This is a genomic window from Paenibacillus amylolyticus (assembly GCF_050990605.1).
GTDB classification, from domain to species: Bacteria; Bacillota; Bacilli; order Paenibacillales; family Paenibacillaceae; genus Paenibacillus; species Paenibacillus amylolyticus_H.
Genome location: NZ_CP158832.1, coordinates 1 through 17,098 on the forward strand (window position 1 = coordinate 1; position 17,098 = coordinate 17,098).

General features: G+C 47.7%; 9 protein-coding genes and 2 rRNA genes. 10 read left to right on the forward strand and 1 reads right to left on the reverse strand.

Annotation, left to right across the window (positions count from 1 at the left end; all coding sequences use genetic code 11):
- From dnaA to gyrB, 6 genes are all read left to right on the forward strand, one after another.
- Positions 1-1,347 carry a chromosomal replication initiator protein DnaA gene (gene dnaA / locus ABTV53_RS00005; RefSeq protein ID WP_036611990.1) on the forward strand — a complete coding sequence of 449 codons (1,347 nt, stop codon included), beginning with the start codon at positions 1-3 and terminating at the stop codon, positions 1,345-1,347.
- 220 nt (positions 1,348-1,567) lie between these two features.
- On the forward strand, positions 1,568-2,710 hold the full coding sequence (dnaN, locus tag ABTV53_RS00010) for a DNA polymerase III subunit beta (RefSeq protein ID WP_017691408.1): 1,143 nt from the start codon (positions 1,568-1,570) through the stop codon (positions 2,708-2,710).
- A 16-nt stretch (positions 2,711-2,726) separates the two neighbouring features.
- Complete coding sequence (gene yaaA, locus ABTV53_RS00015) at positions 2,727-2,942, forward strand: S4 domain-containing protein YaaA (protein ID WP_036611994.1); 216 nt, start codon at positions 2,727-2,729, stop codon at positions 2,940-2,942.
- 57 nt (positions 2,943-2,999) lie between these two features.
- Complete coding sequence (gene recF / locus ABTV53_RS00020; RefSeq protein ID WP_076216624.1) at positions 3,000-4,112, forward strand: DNA replication/repair protein RecF; 1,113 nt, start codon at positions 3,000-3,002, stop codon at positions 4,110-4,112.
- A 14-nt stretch (positions 4,113-4,126) separates the two neighbouring features.
- Positions 4,127-4,375 (forward strand): extracellular matrix regulator RemB, encoded by a 249-nt coding sequence (remB, locus tag ABTV53_RS00025; protein ID WP_017691405.1) that lies wholly within the window; start codon positions 4,127-4,129, stop codon positions 4,373-4,375.
- Between the two features lie 145 nt (positions 4,376-4,520).
- A complete protein-coding gene (gene gyrB / locus ABTV53_RS00030; RefSeq protein WP_433749289.1) occupies positions 4,521-6,431 on the forward strand; it encodes a DNA topoisomerase (ATP-hydrolyzing) subunit B in 1,911 nt (636 codons plus the stop codon).
- A 93-nt stretch (positions 6,432-6,524) separates the two neighbouring features.
- On the opposite strand, the gene ABTV53_RS00035 is transcribed toward gyrB, so the two are convergent.
- A complete protein-coding gene (locus ABTV53_RS00035) occupies positions 6,525-7,472 on the reverse strand; it encodes a YheC/YheD family protein (protein ID WP_433749292.1) in 948 nt (315 codons plus the stop codon).
- Positions 7,473-7,898: 426 nt separating this feature from the next.
- On the opposite strand from ABTV53_RS00035, the gene gyrA reads away from it, so the two are divergent.
- From gyrA to ABTV53_RS00055, 4 genes are all read left to right on the forward strand, one after another.
- Positions 7,899-10,451 (forward strand): DNA gyrase subunit A, encoded by a 2,553-nt coding sequence (gene gyrA, locus ABTV53_RS00040; RefSeq protein WP_433749295.1) that lies wholly within the window; start codon positions 7,899-7,901, stop codon positions 10,449-10,451.
- A gap of 222 nt (positions 10,452-10,673) precedes the next feature.
- Positions 10,674-11,792 (forward strand): HD-GYP domain-containing protein, encoded by a 1,119-nt coding sequence (locus tag ABTV53_RS00045; protein ID WP_433749297.1) that lies wholly within the window; start codon positions 10,674-10,676, stop codon positions 11,790-11,792.
- Positions 11,793-12,254: 462 nt separating this feature from the next.
- A 16S ribosomal RNA gene (locus ABTV53_RS00050) occupies positions 12,255-13,807 on the forward strand.
- A gap of 342 nt (positions 13,808-14,149) precedes the next feature.
- A 23S ribosomal RNA gene (locus tag ABTV53_RS00055) occupies positions 14,150-17,077 on the forward strand.
- The 16S and 23S rRNA genes sit together here, the layout of an rRNA operon.
- The last annotated feature ends 21 nt before the right edge of the window (positions 17,078-17,098 follow it).

A 17,098-nucleotide genomic window follows, 5' to 3' on the forward strand; every position in this document is an offset into this window, starting at 1 on the left:
GTGGACAGCCATACTTCTGATTTATGGCAGCAAATTTTATCAATCATACAAAACAAACTCAGCAAACCCAGCTTTGACACCTGGTTCAAAGCAACCAAAGCCACCAAGCTAAATGACCGTTCAATCGTCATTTCCGCACCAACCACATTTGCCGTCGAATGGCTGGAGAGCCGTTACACCAAATTGGTTGGTTCGACGGTATACGAGCTGCTTGGCAAGCAAGTCGATGTGAAATTTGTCATCGAAGAGAACAAGCCTGCTGAACCAGACCCGCAACTGCCGGCACCAACGCCTACAGTTGTACAGGAAGAAGCGGTACTCAGCATGCTGAATCCGAAATATACGTTCGATACATTTGTCATCGGGCCGGGCAACCGTTTTGCCCATGCCGCATCGCTGGCGGTCGCTGAAGCGCCCGCCAAAGCTTACAATCCTCTCTTTCTGTATGGAGGAGTAGGACTCGGTAAAACTCACTTGATGCATGCGATCGGACATTATGTTCTGGAGCATGATCCGGGCAGCAAAGTCGTTTATTTGTCGTCTGAAAAATTCACGAACGAATTCATTAACTCAATCCGTGACAACCGCGGAGAGAGCTTCCGTAACAAATACCGGAGCGTCGACATTTTGCTCATTGATGATATTCAGTTCTTGGCGGGAAAAGAATCAACACAAGAGGAATTTTTCCATACGTTTAATGCGCTGCATGAGGAACGGAAGCAGATTATCATCTCCAGCGACAGACCACCGAAGGAAATTCCGACACTGGAAGAACGGCTTCGTTCTCGCTTTGAATGGGGGTTAATTACGGATATCCAGCCTCCAGATTTGGAGACTAGGATTGCAATTTTGCGTAAAAAGGCACGTGCGGAAAACTTGGATATTCCGAATGAAGCGATGATGTACATTGCCAACCAGATTGACACCAACATTCGTGAACTGGAAGGTGCCCTGATTCGGGTCGTTGCTTATTCTTCACTGACTAATCAAGATGTAACCACTCATCTGGCAGCTGAAGCACTGAAGGATATTATTCCTTCCAGTCGTCCCAAAATGATCACTATTCATGACATCCAACAAAAGGTCGGCGAGTATTATAGCCTCAAGCTTGAAGATTTCAAAGCACGGAAACGGACCAAGGCAGTTGCTTTTCCAAGACAGATTGCCATGTATCTCTCTCGTGAACTGACAGACTTTTCTCTGCCCAAAATTGGGGAAGCATTCGGAGGACGAGATCACACCACTGTCATACATGCTCACGAAAAAATCTCCCAAGCGATTAAAAACGATCAGGATCTCTATAAAGTTATCAACAACTTAACCGAAAAAATTAAGAATCCAACCTGAACAAGTCCCAAGCCTATGCACAACGTATACACATGTGGATAGGCTTGGGTGTACGGGTTTATACCCACTTATCCACATATTCAGTGCCCCTATTACTATTATTACTAAAAAGATCTTAAAGATATCATCTCCAAAATAGCCATTTCGGAGCTTAGCCTTCGGCCTTTGAAAAACACCTTTTAACACCCCAACACCAAAAAAATCAGCTAGGAGTGAAACCATGAAAATCAGCATAATGAAAAACTACTTAAACGATTCCATACAGCAAGTATCCAAAGCGATCTCAAGCCGTACAACGATTCCGATTCTGAGCGGTATCAAATTCGACGTGAATCATCAAGGTGTAACGTTGACAGCAAGTGACACCGATATATCCATTCAATCCTTTATTCCGCTTGAAGATGGAGATAAAAGCGTAGTTCAGGTAGATCAACCCGGCAGTGTAGTTTTGCCAGCCAAGTTTTTCGTGGAGATCATCAAAAAGCTCCCATCACAGGAAGTGCACATGGAAGTCAAAGAGAACTTCAACACCTTTATCTCCGCAGGTGCTACCGAAATTCAACTGGTAGGTCTTGATCCGGAAGAATTCCCGGTACTGCCAAGCATCGAAGAAAACCAAACGGTCTCCATTCCAGGAGATTTGCTGAAAAATATGATCAAACAAACCGTCTTCTCCATTTCCACACACGAGACCACTCCAATCCTGACAGGTGTACTCTGGAGTTTGGGTGACAATGAATTGAAATTTGTGGCAACAGACCGTCACCGTCTTGCTACTCGATCAGCAATGCTGGATAATGCAGAAGGTATCCGCTTCAACAACGTGGTTATTTCCGGTAAAACGCTGAACGAGCTCAGCAAAATTGTTCCGGATCAAAATACCCTTGTGGATATCGTTGTTGCAGATAACCAGGTCCTGTTCAAAATCGACCGTGTATTGTTTTACTCCCGTATTTTGGACGGAACATATCCGGATACTTCTAGAATTATTCCAACGTCCTACAAAACAGAACTTGTTTTGGATACAAAAAAATTAAGTGAATCCATTGACCGGGCTTATTTGCTGTCGCGTGAAGAGAAAACAAACATCGTGCGTATGCAAACCATGGATTCGGGATCCGTTGAAATTTCCTCAAGCTCTTCCGAGCTGGGTAAAGTAAGAGAAGAAATCGAACCTGCCGAGTTTACAGGAGATCCGTTAAAAATCTCATTCAACTCCAAATACATGCTGGATGTGCTGAAAGTTGTTGAAAGTGAACAGCTGATGATCGCTTTTACAGGAGTCATGAGTCCAATTATCTTGAAACCGCTGGATGACAGTCACAGCCTTTACGTGATATTGCCATATCGGACGACCAACTAACGAAAGGAAGATCACAGTGAACCAAGTTACGATTCGTACGGAATATATTAAGCTTGATCAATTTTTGAAACTGGCTGATTGCATCCCAACCGGAGGTATGGCCAAAGCTTTGCTTCAGGAAGGACTTGTACGTGTGAATAAAGAGCCTGAAGAACGCCGGGGACGTAAGTTATACCCTGGGGATATCGTTGAAGTGGACGGAGAAGGCACATTCGAAGTTGCTGCAGAATAAGAGGACCAGTTCGATCCTGCTGCCTCCTGACGGACGGGATAAAAGGGAGGTTACCGCGTGTTTGTGAACAGCATTGATCTGCAGAATTTCCGCAATTATGAACATCTGAGACTGGATTCATTTGGTCCCGTAAACTTGTTGATCGGGCAAAATGCCCAAGGCAAAACCAATCTTGCAGAGGCGATTTTTGTACTTGCACTCACCAAGAGCCATCGTACATCCCGTGACAAGGAGTTAATCCGTTTCGGTGAGGAACGTGCCAGACTTGCAGCAGAGGTTGACAAAAAGTACGGATCGGTCAAGCTTGAACTATCTTTGTCGCAACAAGGCAAAAAAGCAAAGATTAATGGCCTGGAGCAGCGCAAGTTAAGCGATTTTGTCGGAGCGCTCAATGTTGTGATGTTTGCACCGGAGGATCTGGAGATTGTAAAAGGCACACCGGGGGTCCGCCGCCGGTTTCTTGACATGGAGATTGGACAGGTTGCACCAGGTTACCTGTATCATCTGCAGCAATATCAAAAAGTGCTCGTCCAACGAAACAATTTGCTTAAACAGTTATGGGGACAAGGGGCATCGGCCCAGACCATGCTTGAGGTATGGAACGAACAACTGGTTGAGCATGGTGTTAAAATCGTCAAAAAAAGGAAACAATTCATAAAGAAGTTGCAAAAGTGGGCAGAAACGATTCATCAGGGGATCACCGGAGGCGGAGAAGTCTTGCGGCTGGCCTACCTTCCTTCCTTCAGCGAAGCCGCTGAGGAAGATGAAGCTGTCTTAATGGACCAATTTATGATAAAATTATCACAAATGAAAGAGCAGGAGATTCGCCGAGGCACAACCCTTAGTGGGCCGCATCGGGATGACCTGTCCTTTTTCATTAACGATCGGGAAGTGCAAACATATGGCTCGCAGGGGCAGCAGCGCACAACGGCGTTGTCCCTTAAACTTGCGGAAATTGAACTGATTCATGAAGAAATCGGAGAATATCCAGTTCTGTTACTGGATGATGTTCTGTCCGAGCTGGACCCTTTTCGCCAGACACAGCTGATCGAAACGTTCCAGAGCAAGGTGCAAACCTTTATTACGGCTACCGGGATCGAGAGCCTGAACGTTGACAAGCTCAAAGATGCCAGTATTTATCACGTTCATGCCGGACAGGTTGAACGCTAAGGAGTGAGGGGCTTATGTACATTCATCTGGGCGGTGAGAAGATCATCCGTTCTTCCGAATTGGTCGCTATTTTTGATATATCGATTGAAAAATCCTCAAAGATCTCCAAGCAGTATGTCACGCATGCCGAGCAGGAAAAAACCGTGGAACACATCGGCGAAGAGGAAGCCAAGTCCATTGTGGTGACCAAAAACATTGTGTACTACTCGCCTATTTCCTCAGCCACGCTGAAGAAGCGAGCTCACATTTTTCCGGATCTCTAGCGTTGTGTGGCATAAAAGATGTTTCTTTTGCTGCTTGTCTTTAAATTGGGATAGCTGGCTGAAATGAAGGACGTAGCCTGTTCCAGCAAACATTATTAGTTAACGCATATTTACGATATTGAATCTATAGAAGTAGGTGAAAGGCATGTCTATGAATCAACCGTCATATGATGCGAATGAAATTCAGGTCCTTGAAGGATTGGAAGCCGTACGGAAGCGTCCGGGGATGTATATCGGTTCGACCAGTTCCAAGGGCCTGCATCATCTGGTCTGGGAAGTAGTGGACAACAGTATTGACGAAGCGCTTGCAGGCTACTGTGACCATATTGAGGTCAGTATCCATGAAGACAATAGCGTGACTGTAGTCGATAACGGACGGGGTATTCCTGTCGGCGAACATACTAAAATGAAACGTCCTGCACTTGAGGTAGTTATGACTGTCCTCCATGCAGGGGGAAAATTTGGCGGCGGCGGATATAAAGTATCCGGTGGTTTGCATGGTGTTGGTGTGTCCGTTGTGAATGCACTCTCTGAAAAAGTGGTTGTAACGGTTAAACGTGAAGGGCATATCTATCAACAGGAATATCGCCGTGGAGCTCCACAGTACGACCTGAAAGTGATCGGTACAACCGAAGAAACGGGAACAACAGTTAGATTCCATCCGGACCCTGAAATTTTCACGGAAACAAGAGTTTATGAATATGACATCTTGCTGGCTCGTATTCGTGAGCTGGCGTTCCTGAACAAGGGTATTGGTCTTACACTGACGGATGAGCGTACAGGTGCAACCAACTCATTCCTGTATGAAGGCGGTATTATCGAATATGTCTCCTTCCTCAACCAGAAGCGCGAAGTACTGCATGAGAATCCAATTTACGTTGAAGGTTCCAGAGATAACATCCAGGTGGAAGTTGCCCTGCAATACAATGACAACTACACCGAGAATATCTATTCCTTCGCCAACAATATCAACACCCATGAGGGTGGAACGCATGAATCAGGTTTCAAGAGTGCCCTTACGCGGATTATCAATGATTATGCCCGTAAGGCAGGGGTAATCAAGGACAGCACGGGGAACCTTTCCGGGGATGACGTGCGTGAAGGCTTGACAGCTATTATTTCGGTCAAGATTCCAGAACCGCAATTTGAAGGACAGACCAAGACCAAGCTGGGCAACAGCGAAGTGCGTGGGATTGTCGAATCCTTGTTTGCCGAGAAGCTGCAGGAGTTCCTGGAAGAGAATCCTTCCGTATCCCGTCGCATTTTGGAAAAAGGACTGCAAGCAGCACGTGCGCGTGAAGCTGCCCGTAAAGCCCGTGAACTGACACGTCGTAAAGGTGCACTCGAAGTAAGCTCACTTCCAGGTAAACTGGCAGACTGTTCATCCAAGGATGCTTCAATCAGCGAATTGTACATCGTCGAAGGTGACTCTGCAGGTGGATCAGCGAAGCAAGGGCGGGATCGTCATTTTCAAGCAATTTTACCGCTGCGTGGCAAGATTCTGAACGTGGAAAAAGCTCGTCTCGACCGGATCTTGGGGAATGCGGAGATTAGAGCAATTATTACTGCGATGGGTACAGGTATTGGTGATGACTTCGATATTGCCAAAGCCCGCTATCACAAAATCATTTTGATGACCGATGCCGACGTCGATGGTGCTCATATCCGAACACTATTGCTGACATTCCTGTATCGGTACATGCGTAAAATCATTGAGGCTGGCTATGTATACATTGCGCAGCCGCCATTGTTCAAGATTGAACGTAACAAAGTGATTCGCTACGCTGGTTCCGAGAAAGAACGCGATGAAATTATTGCAAGTCTCGGTGAAAATGCGAAGTTCAACGTTCAGCGTTACAAAGGTCTCGGTGAGATGAATGCCGGACAATTGTGGGAAACAACGATGGATCCGGAGAGCCGGACCATGATGCAAGTATCGATTAATGATGCCATACTTGCTGATGCCATGTTTGACACCCTGATGGGGGATAACGTTGAACCGCGTCGTGACTTTATCCAGGAAAATGCGAAATACGTGAAAAACCTCGACATTTAACATATTCGAAGAGGCGCCTGCGAGGGCGCCTTTTTATATTAGGGGAAGTATGGAATAGGGAAGGCAGTAGACATAGAATTCCGTATCCCTTTGTTATCTGCGAACACGTTTTTTGGCAGACGAGGCCTGGGCTTTAGGGGATGTACGAGAGCTCTTACCCTTTTTGGAGGGCAAACGACCGTACGCAATCGCATAGCGTTTGATCTTCCGGTATGCCTCCTTGTCCGGTAATAAGCCAAAGGCATAAATGCCTGGCAGTGTGTTGACTTCAAGAATCCAGGGACGCCCTGCTTCGTCTAGTGCAATATCGATACCAATCTCTTTGAGTCTCGGAAATGATGTTTGCAATTGCACAGCGGTATGAATACCTAAGCGGTACAGCTCAGTGCGAAGTTTTTTGAAACCGTCCTGGTGAAGATGGGGGAGTACCAGTTCTTCAAACGTGGCCAATCGTCCACCGCCATGAATGTTGGTGATAATTTTGCCCGGCGCAGCAACACGTCCTAGAATACCTGTGGTTTCCCAGTTGTGTTGCAGATTTTTCTGAGTTAACACACGTAAGTCAAAAGGCAAATCTCCATGCTTCATCAGCGAGATTCCCTGTTGAATGATATAATCACGTTCCTGAATTCGATCATTCAGTGCTCGTTCGAGTTCATCCAGGGAATGAAATGATCTCTCCTCTGTACCGTATTGGAGTTGATATGTTGTTGTGAGATAGGTAGCTCTGGAGATAACAGCACTTACTTCGGATTCATCAGGCAGGTTCCGATCAGTAGGTTCTTCCGAAACCTCTGCATCTGTGGTGGAATCTTCGGAATTAACGACAGGTTCGTATAAACGGGTTGTTTTCACCCGCATGACCCCATTACCGTAAGTACCACGGTCCGGTTTGATATAGTTGGACTCGAATAATTCAGTCATTCGTTCTAAAGTTTGACGGCTATATTTTCGGGTGACTGGGATATATTCATTCACAATGCGACTGCGTTGTAACACAGCTGTTTTGGCCCATTTGCTGGAGACGCGTTGGATACCCAAGATCCATCAGTCCTTTCATGTTTTGCTCATTTCCAAAGAGGGAAAGACACGGAGAAATCAAAGGACAAGAGACGATTTCAGTGATATAATAGAGAAATATGGCGTTTTGTGCGATGAGCTGCACAATTTGCAGTTTGATCGTAGGACGGGAATGGCCTTAGCCTCGATGGGCACAGTACATATGCCGTATTTCTAGCATTGTATGTGCAATTGGGGAGGAAGGCAGGGCGTATCCCCAGAGACGCAGAAGTTCCCGGAAGAAAGGCTATTGCCCAGCGGACGTTTAATTGTGTAACTTTTGTGAAAGTAATATAATAAAGAGTAGCGTTCTTGCGCGGTTTTAGCCTTGTTAGGCTTTTCACATATAATCAATTTTCTTGCATGACGGAATGGAACGTTTGTTGAAGGACAAGAAGGAGGTCCAGCATGGCGGAAGAAATGAACTCTCAGATTACAGATCGGGATATAGGCGTCGAGATGCGTGAATCGTTTATGGATTATGCGATGAGCATCATTGTTAGCCGTGCCTTACCTGACGTGCGTGATGGATTGAAGCCGGTTCACCGGCGTATTCTGTACGCAATGTCAGAGCTCGGCATGACCCCCGATAAACCACATAAAAAATCAGCCAGAATCGTCGGCGAAGTTATCGGTAAGTATCACCCACACGGTGACTCTGCTGTTTACGAGACGATGGTACGGATGGCCCAGGATTTCTCCCTGCGTTATATGCATGTAGATGGACATGGTAACTTTGGATCGGTCGATGGTGATATGGCAGCAGCCATGCGTTACACCGAAGCACGTTTGTCCAAGATTGCTATGGAAATGCTCAGAGATATCAACAAGGATACGATTGATTTCCAGCCAAACTATGACGGTGAAGAACATGAACCAATCGTTCTGCCTGCTCGTTTTCCTAACTTGCTTGTCAATGGGGTCGGCGGGATCGCGGTAGGTATGGCCACCAATATTCCTCCTCATAATCTGGGTGAGGTCATTGATGGTGTACAGGCCATGATTCAAAATCCGGATATTACATCCATGGAACTCATGGATTACATCCAAGGACCAGACTTCCCTACGTCCGGCTACATTTTGGGCCGCTCAGGCATTCGCCAGGCGTATCAAACCGGACGTGGTTCAGTAACGATGCGGGCCAAAACCAACATCGAAGAGAACAACAACAAGGCGCGAATTATCGTTACGGAGCTGCCTTATCAGGTAAACAAGGCGAGACTCGTTGAGAAAATCGCCGAGTTGGTACGTGATAAAAAGATTGATGGTATTACTGACCTACGTGATGAGTCTGACCGTAATGGTATGCGGGTCGTAATTGAGCTTCGCAGAGACGTTAATCCGGGGGTTGTCCTGAACAACCTGTACAAACATACATCGATGCAATCCACTTTCGGGATTAACATGCTTGCGATTGTTAATAAAGAACCTAAAATTCTGAACTTGCGCGAAGTGTTGTATCATTACCTGCAGCATCAGATTGAGGTTATTCGCAGACGTACGCAGTTCGAACTGAAAAAGGCTGAAGCTCGTGCACACATTCTAGAAGGTTTGCGTATTGCGCTGGATCATATCGATGAGATTATTACGTTGATTCGTTCATCCAGTAATGCGGATGCAGCGAGAGAAGGTTTGATTGAGCGTTTTTCACTCAGTCATGATCAAGCTCAAGCTATTCTCGATATGCGTTTGCAACGACTCACAGGTCTGGAACGCGAACGTATTGAAAATGAATATAACGAACTGATGGTCAAAATCAGAGAGTATCGCGAAATTCTGGCCAATGAGCATCTGGTCCTTGAGATTATCAGTACGGAGCTGCAAGAGATCCGCGACCGCTTCAGCGATGATCGTCGTACAGAGATCACTGTAGGTGAAGAGAGCATTCTGGATGAGGACCTGATTCCACGTGAAGAGGTTATCATTACGATTACCCATACAGGCTACGTGAAACGTCTGCCGGTATCCACATACCGCAGCCAGAAACGTGGTGGACGTGGGGTCGTGGGTATGGATACGAAAGATACCGACTTTGTTGAGCATCTATTCGTAACGAACTCTCACAATTACCTCATGTTCTTCACGGACAAAGGTAAAGTGTATCGTCTCAAAGCCTACGAGATTCCAGAGCTTGGACGTACCGCACGGGGAACGCCGATTATCAACCTGATCCAGATTGAGCAGGGTGAATCGGTTAATGCCGTAATTCCGGTTCAGGAATTCGAAAGTGACAGATACTTGTTCTTTGCTACCCGCCAAGGGGTAGTGAAGAAAACACCACTTGAGGATTACACCAATATCCGCAAAGGCGGCTTGATCGGTATTTCCTTGCGTGATGATGATGTTCTGATCGATGTTAAGCTGACTGATGGACAGCAAGAGATCATTATGGGTACAGCTCACGGAATGTCTATTCGATTCTCCGAAGGTAATGTACGTTCCATGGGACGTAGTGCTACCGGAGTTAAGGGGATTACATTGGATGAGCAGGATGCTGTTATCGGCATGGATGTAGTTGATAAAGAGCTTGATGTTCTGATCGTTACAGCCAAAGGTTACGGTAAACGTACACCTGTCAGTGATTATCGGATGCAGACTCGTGGTGGTAAAGGGATCAAGACTATTAATGTCACAGAGAAGAACGGCGCAGTAGTCAGCCTTAAGATGGTTAAAACCGAAGAGGATCTGATGATTATCACGTCTAGCGGTACTTTGATCCGGATGAGCATGGAAGGCATATCCACTATGGGTCGATACACGCAGGGTGTTAAACTGATTCATATTCGTGATGAAGATTCCGTAGCTACAGTCAGCCGAATCGATAAGAATGAAGAAGAACCAGACGACGAATTGCTTGAAGGCTCGGAAGGCGGGGATTCCCAAGCTCCGGCAGTAAGCCTGGAAGAAGGCCCCGTTGCTGACGCTGAAGTTGAAGGCGACGATTCCGGTTCAGAAGTATAAAATAGAATTTATAAAGGCCGATCTCTTGGAGATTGGAAGAAGATTGCGAGGGCTCCCACAGGGAGCCCTTTTGTTTGTATAAATGAATCTCTTCTTTTATTCTTCCGAATCTGGGATGTACAGCCTGATTCCTGAGTAATATAATGGGAAATATCATGAAAAACCGGGACTATGGTCTTGTTTGTTATTAACATAGAAGAACGATGAGTGAGGGGAATACATATGGGATTAATCACCCTGTCAGAAATCAAACCAGGACTCAAACTTGGGAGTGATGTGCAAACACTTCGCGGCAACGTTCTGCTTCAGAAGGGGAAAGTCATTTTACCCAAGGATATGGAAGTGCTCAGAGCCTTTATGATTCAACAGGTAGATATTGAACAAGAAAGAATGGCGTCGAGTAGTACAGGAACCAAAGGTGCATCTGTGTCCGCAGGAAGTTCTGCCAATGACAACAATGGTGAACGGGCTGGGAAGACAGGGAACCTCACCACAGTGCCTGTAGTAACGTCTTTGCAGGATGAGTATGAGAAGATGGTCGGACTAACGAAAAATGCTTTCCTGTCCTCTCTGGCGGCTGAATTGCCTGTCTATGAGTTACGTACACAGATGGAGGCTGTGTTTGTACATCTCAAACATTATAATGTGCTTACCTTCAGCCCACGAGTAATGCAAGAACATGATTATGTATATCACCATGCCGTACTGAGTGCGATCACATCCTATCAACTGGCTCAATGGATCGATCTCCCCTCCAAGGATTGGATGCAAGTGGCTTTTGCAGGCTTGTTCCATGATATTGGTAACAACAAGGTAGATCCGCAGATTCTCCATAAACCATCCACGTTGACGGCTACAGAGCAGGAAGAGATTCGTCAGCATACGAAATATGGTTATCAGATTCTTAAACAGGCAAAGGCCATTAATGAGGGAGCCAGACTTGCAGCATTACAGCATCATGAAAAAGTGGATGGATCAGGCTACCCGTTGCAGCTTAGTGGGACGCAGATTCATATTTATGCCAAGATTGTAGCTATCGCTGATATTTTCCACGCCATGACGCTGGAGAAGATCTACCGCAAGGCACAATCACCGTACCTAGTCCTAGAACAGATCCAAAGTGAGGCATTTGGGAAATTGGACCCTGCAATTGTAAGAGTATTTGTTCAACGGTCGACCCAGATCCATAATGGCATCCGAGTAAAACTCAGCAATAACCAAATTGGAGAGATCGTATTCTCTGATCGAGATCATCCTACACGGCCTATGGTGTCAGTAGAAGGAACCATCATTAACCTGATGCAGCAACGGCAGCTTCACATCCAAGAGGTTATCGGATAACTATAGATATTAAAGTATTGATGAGAAGGCCTTTCTTTATAGAGAGGCCTTTTAAGTGAAATAAGTGTGGAATGTAGAAAAAAACAGAAAGATTATAGAAAGATATATAATTACTCAAAAAAAGACTTGCATTCAATATCTGTACATGGTATATTCTAATTCCGGCCAAGAAAACACGGTTTACACGGTGCGGCAAGCAAATGAAATAAGCTTCGAAAGAAACTTAGAAAAAAGCTTGCAAAGTTGGTTCGGATGTGGTAAGATATAAAAGTTGCTGAAGAGAACAACATTTGGTAACAAAACAAGTTTGATCTTTGAAAACTGAACAACGAGTGAGTAAACATTCTGCTTGCAGAATGAACGCGAAAGTTCGAAACAAGCCTTGGCTTGAATCGGCTGGAGCACAAATGAGATGTTTAATCTCGTCAGATTCAAAATGAGCTTATCGCTCTTTTCAATACTTTATTGGAGAGTTTGATCCTGGCTCAGGACGAACGCTGGCGGCATGCCTAATACATGCAAGTCGAGCGGAGTTGATAGGAAGCTTGCTTCCTTGATGCTTAGCGGCGGACGGGTGAGTAACACGTAGGCAACCTGCCCTCAAGTTTGGGACAACTACCGGAAACGGTAGCTAATACCGAATAGTTGTTTTCTTCACCTGAAGGGAACTGGAAAGACGGAGCAATCTGTCACTTGGGGATGGGCCTGCGGCGCATTAGCTAGTTGGTGGGGTAACGGCTCACCAAGGCGACGATGCGTAGCCGACCTGAGAGGGTGATCGGCCACACTGGGACTGAGACACGGCCCAGACTCCTACGGGAGGCAGCAGTAGGGAATCTTCCGCAATGGGCGAAAGCCTGACGGAGCAATGCCGCGTGAGTGATGAAGGTTTTCGGATCGTAAAGCTCTGTTGCCAGGGAAGAACGCTTGGGAGAGTAACTGCTCTCAAGGTGACGGTACCTGAGAAGAAAGCCCCGGCTAACTACGTGCCAGCAGCCGCGGTAATACGTAGGGGGCAAGCGTTGTCCGGAATTATTGGGCGTAAAGCGCGCGCAGGCGGTCATTTAAGTCTGGTGTTTAATCCCGGGGCTCAACCCCGGATCGCACTGGAAACTGGGTGACTTGAGTGCAGAAGAGGAGAGTGGAATTCCACGTGTAGCGGTGAAATGCGTAGATATGTGGAGGAACACCAGTGGCGAAGGCGACTCTCTGGGCTGTAACTGACGCTGAGGCGCGAAAGCGTGGGGAGCAAACAGGATTAGATACCCTGGTAGTCCACGCCGTAAACGATGAGTGCTAGGTGTTAGGGGTTTCGATACCCTTGGTGCCGAAGTTAACACATTAAGCACTCCGCCTGGGGAGTACGGTCGCAAGACTGAAACTCAAAGGAATTGACGGGGACCCGCACAAGCAGTGGAGTATGTGGTTTAATTCGAAGCAACGCGAAGAACCTTACCAGGTCTTGACATCCCTCTGATCGGTACAGAGATGTATCTTTCCTTCGGGACAGAGGAGACAGGTGGTGCATGGTTGTCGTCAGCTCGTGTCGTGAGATGTTGGGTTAAGTCCCGCAACGAGCGCAACCCTTATATTTAGTTGCCAGCACTTCGGGTGGGCACTCTAGATAGACTGCCGGTGACAAACCGGAGGAAGGTGGGGATGACGTCAAATCATCATGCCCCTTATGACCTGGGCTACACACGTACTACAATGGCCGGTACAACGGGCTGCGAAATCGCGAGATGGAGCCAATCCCAACAAAGCCGGTCTCAGTTCGGATTGCAGGCTGCAACTCGCCTGCATGAAGTCGGAATTGCTAGTAATCGCGGATCAGCATGCCGCGGTGAATACGTTCCCGGGTCTTGTACACACCGCCCGTCACACCACGAGAGTTTATAACACCCGAAGTCGGTGGGGTAACCGCAAGGAGCCAGCCGCCGAAGGTGGGATAGATGATTGGGGTGAAGTCGTAACAAGGTAGCCGTATCGGAAGGTGCGGCTGGATCACCTCCTTTCTATGGAGAATCGTTTCCTGTAACGGAAACATTCAAAAAGTCTTCAGGAAGCATGCTTCCGAAGCGAGCTTTACTTCGTAAAGCTTTCAACTCACTCGTTGCTCAGTTTTGAGAGCTCAAACTCTCAAACAGCTTGCTTTTGCATGGAGCTTGTTCTTTGAAAACTAGATATCGAAACGAAACAAACGCGAATTAGAATATTCCTTTTTAGCTGAACTTGTGTATAACAAGTTTAATAAATTGGTACTTAATTGCTTTTGCGATGGTATCGAGTGGGAGCGACTTTTGGCTTTGGACGCAGTCCAAAACAAGGGAAGCGAGCAATCGAAACCGGAGCAATATGGTTAAGCTACTAAGAGCACACGGAGGATGCCTAGGCGCTAGGAGCCGATGAAGGACGTGGCGAACAACGAAACTGCCTCGGGGAGCTGTAAGCAAGCTTTGATCCGGGGGTGTCCGAATGGGGAAACCCAGCTGGGGTAATTTCCAGTTACTCACAACTGAATACATAGGTTGTGTAGAGGCATACCAGGGGAACTGAAACATCTAAGTACCCTGAGGAAGAGAAAACAATAGTGATTCCGTCAGTAGCGGCGAGCGAACGCGGAGAAGCCCAAACCAGAGAGCTTGCTCTCTGGGGTTGTGGGACGTCTCACATGGAGTTACAAAGGAACCGGTTAAGCGAAGAGGTCTGGAAAGGCCCGCCAAAGAAGGTAAAAGCCCTGTAGTTGAAAGTTGGTTCCCTCCGAGACGGATCCCGAGTAGTGCGGGGCACGTGAAACCCCGTATGAATCCGGCAGGACCATCTGCCAAGGCTAAATACTTCCTAGCGACCGATAGTGAAGCAGTACCGTGAGGGAAAGGTGAAAAGCACCCCGGAAGGGGAGTGAAATAGAACCTGAAACCGTGTGCTTACAAAAAGTCAGAGCCCGTTTTAGGGGTGATGGCGTGCCTTTTGTAGAATGAACCGGCGAGTTACGTTCCCGTGCAAGGTTAAGGTGAAGAGCCGGAGCCGCAGCGAAAGCGAGTCTGAATAGGGCGAGTTAGTACGTGGACGTAGACCCGAAACCGGGTGATCTACCCCTGTCCAGGGTGAAGGTGCGGTAACACGCACTGGAGGCCCGAACCCACGCACGTTGAAAAGTGCGGGGATGAGGTGGGGGTAGCGGAGAAATTCCAATCGAACTCGGAGATAGCTGGTTCTCCCCGAAATAGCTTTAGGGCTAGCCTCGGAAAACAGAGTCGTGGAGGTAGAGCACTGATTGGGTGCGGGGCCCGCAAGGGTTACCAAGCTCAGTCAAACTCCGAATGCCATAGACTTACTTCCGGGAGTCAGACAGTGAGTGCTAAGATCCATTGTCAAAAGGGAAACAGCCCAGACCATCAGCTAAGGTCCCCAAGTGTGTGTTAAGTGGGAAAGGATGTGGAGTTGCACAGACAACCAGGATGTTGGCTTAGAAGCAGCCACCATTGAAAGAGTGCGTAATAGCTCACTGGTCGAGTGACTCTGCGCCGAAAATGTAACGGGGCTAAACACACCACCGAAGCTATGGCTTGATGCTTTGCATCAGGGGTAGGGGAGCGTTGTATAAGGGTTGAAGGTGTACCGTAAGGAGCGCTGGACATTATACAAGTGAGAATGCCGGTATGAGTAACGAAAAGATCAGTGAGAATCTGATCCGCCGAAAGCCTAAGGGTTCCTGAGGAAGGCTCGTCCGCTCAGGGTAAGTCGGGACCTAAGGCGAGGCCGAAAGGCGTAGTCGAAGGACAACAGGTCGAAATTCCTGTACCACCGTAAGCCGTTATGAGCAATGGGGGGACGCAGTAGGGTAGTGACGCGGACTGATGGATGTCCGTCTAAGCAGTGAGGCTGATGTGTAGGCAAATCCGCACATCGTAAGGCTGAGCTGTGATGGGGAGCGAAAATTATAGTAGCGAAGGTCATGATCTCACACTGCCAAGAAAAGCCTCTAGCCAGGTGAAGGTGCCCGTACCGCAAACCGACACAGGTAGGCGAGAAGAGTATTCTAAGGCGCGCGGAAGAACTCTCGTTAAGGAACTCGGCAAAATGACCCCGTAACTTCGGGAGAAGGGGTGCCCCGGTAGTGTGAATAGCACGAGGGGGCCGCAGTGAAAAGGCCCAAGCGACTGTTTAGCAAAAACACAGGTCTGTGCGAAGCCGTAAGGCGAAGTATACGGGCTGACGCCTGCCCGGTGCTGGAAGGTTAAGGGGAGTGGTTAGGGAGCAATCCCGAAGCTGTGAACCGAAGCCCCAGTAAACGGCGGCCGTAACTATAACGGTCCTAAGGTAGCGAAATTCCTTGTCAGGTAAATTCTGACCCGCACGAATGGCGTAACGACTTGGGCGCTGTCTCAACGAGAGATCCGGTGAAATTTTAATACCTGTGAAGATGCAGGTTACCCGCGACAAGACGGAAAGACCCCATGGAGCTTTACTGCAGCTTGATATTGAATTTGGGTACGATCTGTACAGGATAGGTGGGAGCCTGAGAGACATGAGCGCCAGCTTGTGTGGAGGCAACGTTGGGATACCACCCTGATCGTATCTAGGTTCTAACCTGGTACCGTAATCCGGTGCGGGGACAGTGTCAGGTGGGCAGTTTGACTGGGGCGGTCGCCTCCTAAAGAGTAACGGAGGCGCCCAAAGGTTCCCTCAGAATGGTTGGAAATCATTCGAAGAGTGCAAAGGCATAAGGGAGCTTGACTGCGAGACCTACAAGTCGAGCAGGGACGAAAGTCGGGCTTAGTGATCCGGTGGTACCGCATGGAAGGGCCATCGCTCAACGGATAAAAGCTACCCTGGGGATAACAGGCTTATCTCCCCCAAGAGTCCACATCGACGGGGAGGTTTGGCACCTCGATGTCGGCTCATCGCATCCTGGGGCTGAAGTAGGTCCCAAGGGTTGGGCTGTTCGCCCATTAAAGCGGTACGCGAGCTGGGTTCAGAACGTCGTGAGACAGTTCGGTCCCTATCTGTCGTGGGCGTAGGAAATTTGAGAGGAGCTGTCCTTAGTACGAGAGGACCGGGATGGACGTACCGCTGGTGTACCAGTTGTTCCGCCAGGAGCACCGCTGGGTAGCTATGTACGGACGGGATAAACGCTGAAAGCATCTAAGCGTGAAGCCCCCCTCAAGATGAGATTTCCCAGTATGTAAGACCCCTTGAAGACGACGAGGTAGATAGGCTGGGGGTGGAAGTGCAGCAATGCATGGAGCTGACCAGTACTAATCGGTCGAGGGCTTATCCAATAGCAAGTTTAATTCGCATGT

Bases quoted from the DNA above. Each gene is read 5' to 3' on its own strand.
- gyrA (WP_433749295.1), top strand. From the start codon at position 7,899: ATGGCGGAAGAAATGAACTCTCAGATTACAGATCGGGATATAGGCGTC.
- dnaN (WP_017691408.1), top strand. From the start codon at position 1,568: ATGAAAATCAGCATAATGAAAAACTACTTAAACGATTCCATACAGCAA.
- gyrB (WP_433749289.1), top strand. From the start codon at position 4,521: ATGTCTATGAATCAACCGTCATATGATGCGAATGAAATTCAGGTCCTT.
- remB (WP_017691405.1), top strand. From the start codon at position 4,127: ATGTACATTCATCTGGGCGGTGAGAAGATCATCCGTTCTTCCGAATTG.
- ABTV53_RS00045 (WP_433749297.1), top strand. From the start codon at position 10,674: ATGGGATTAATCACCCTGTCAGAAATCAAACCAGGACTCAAACTTGGG.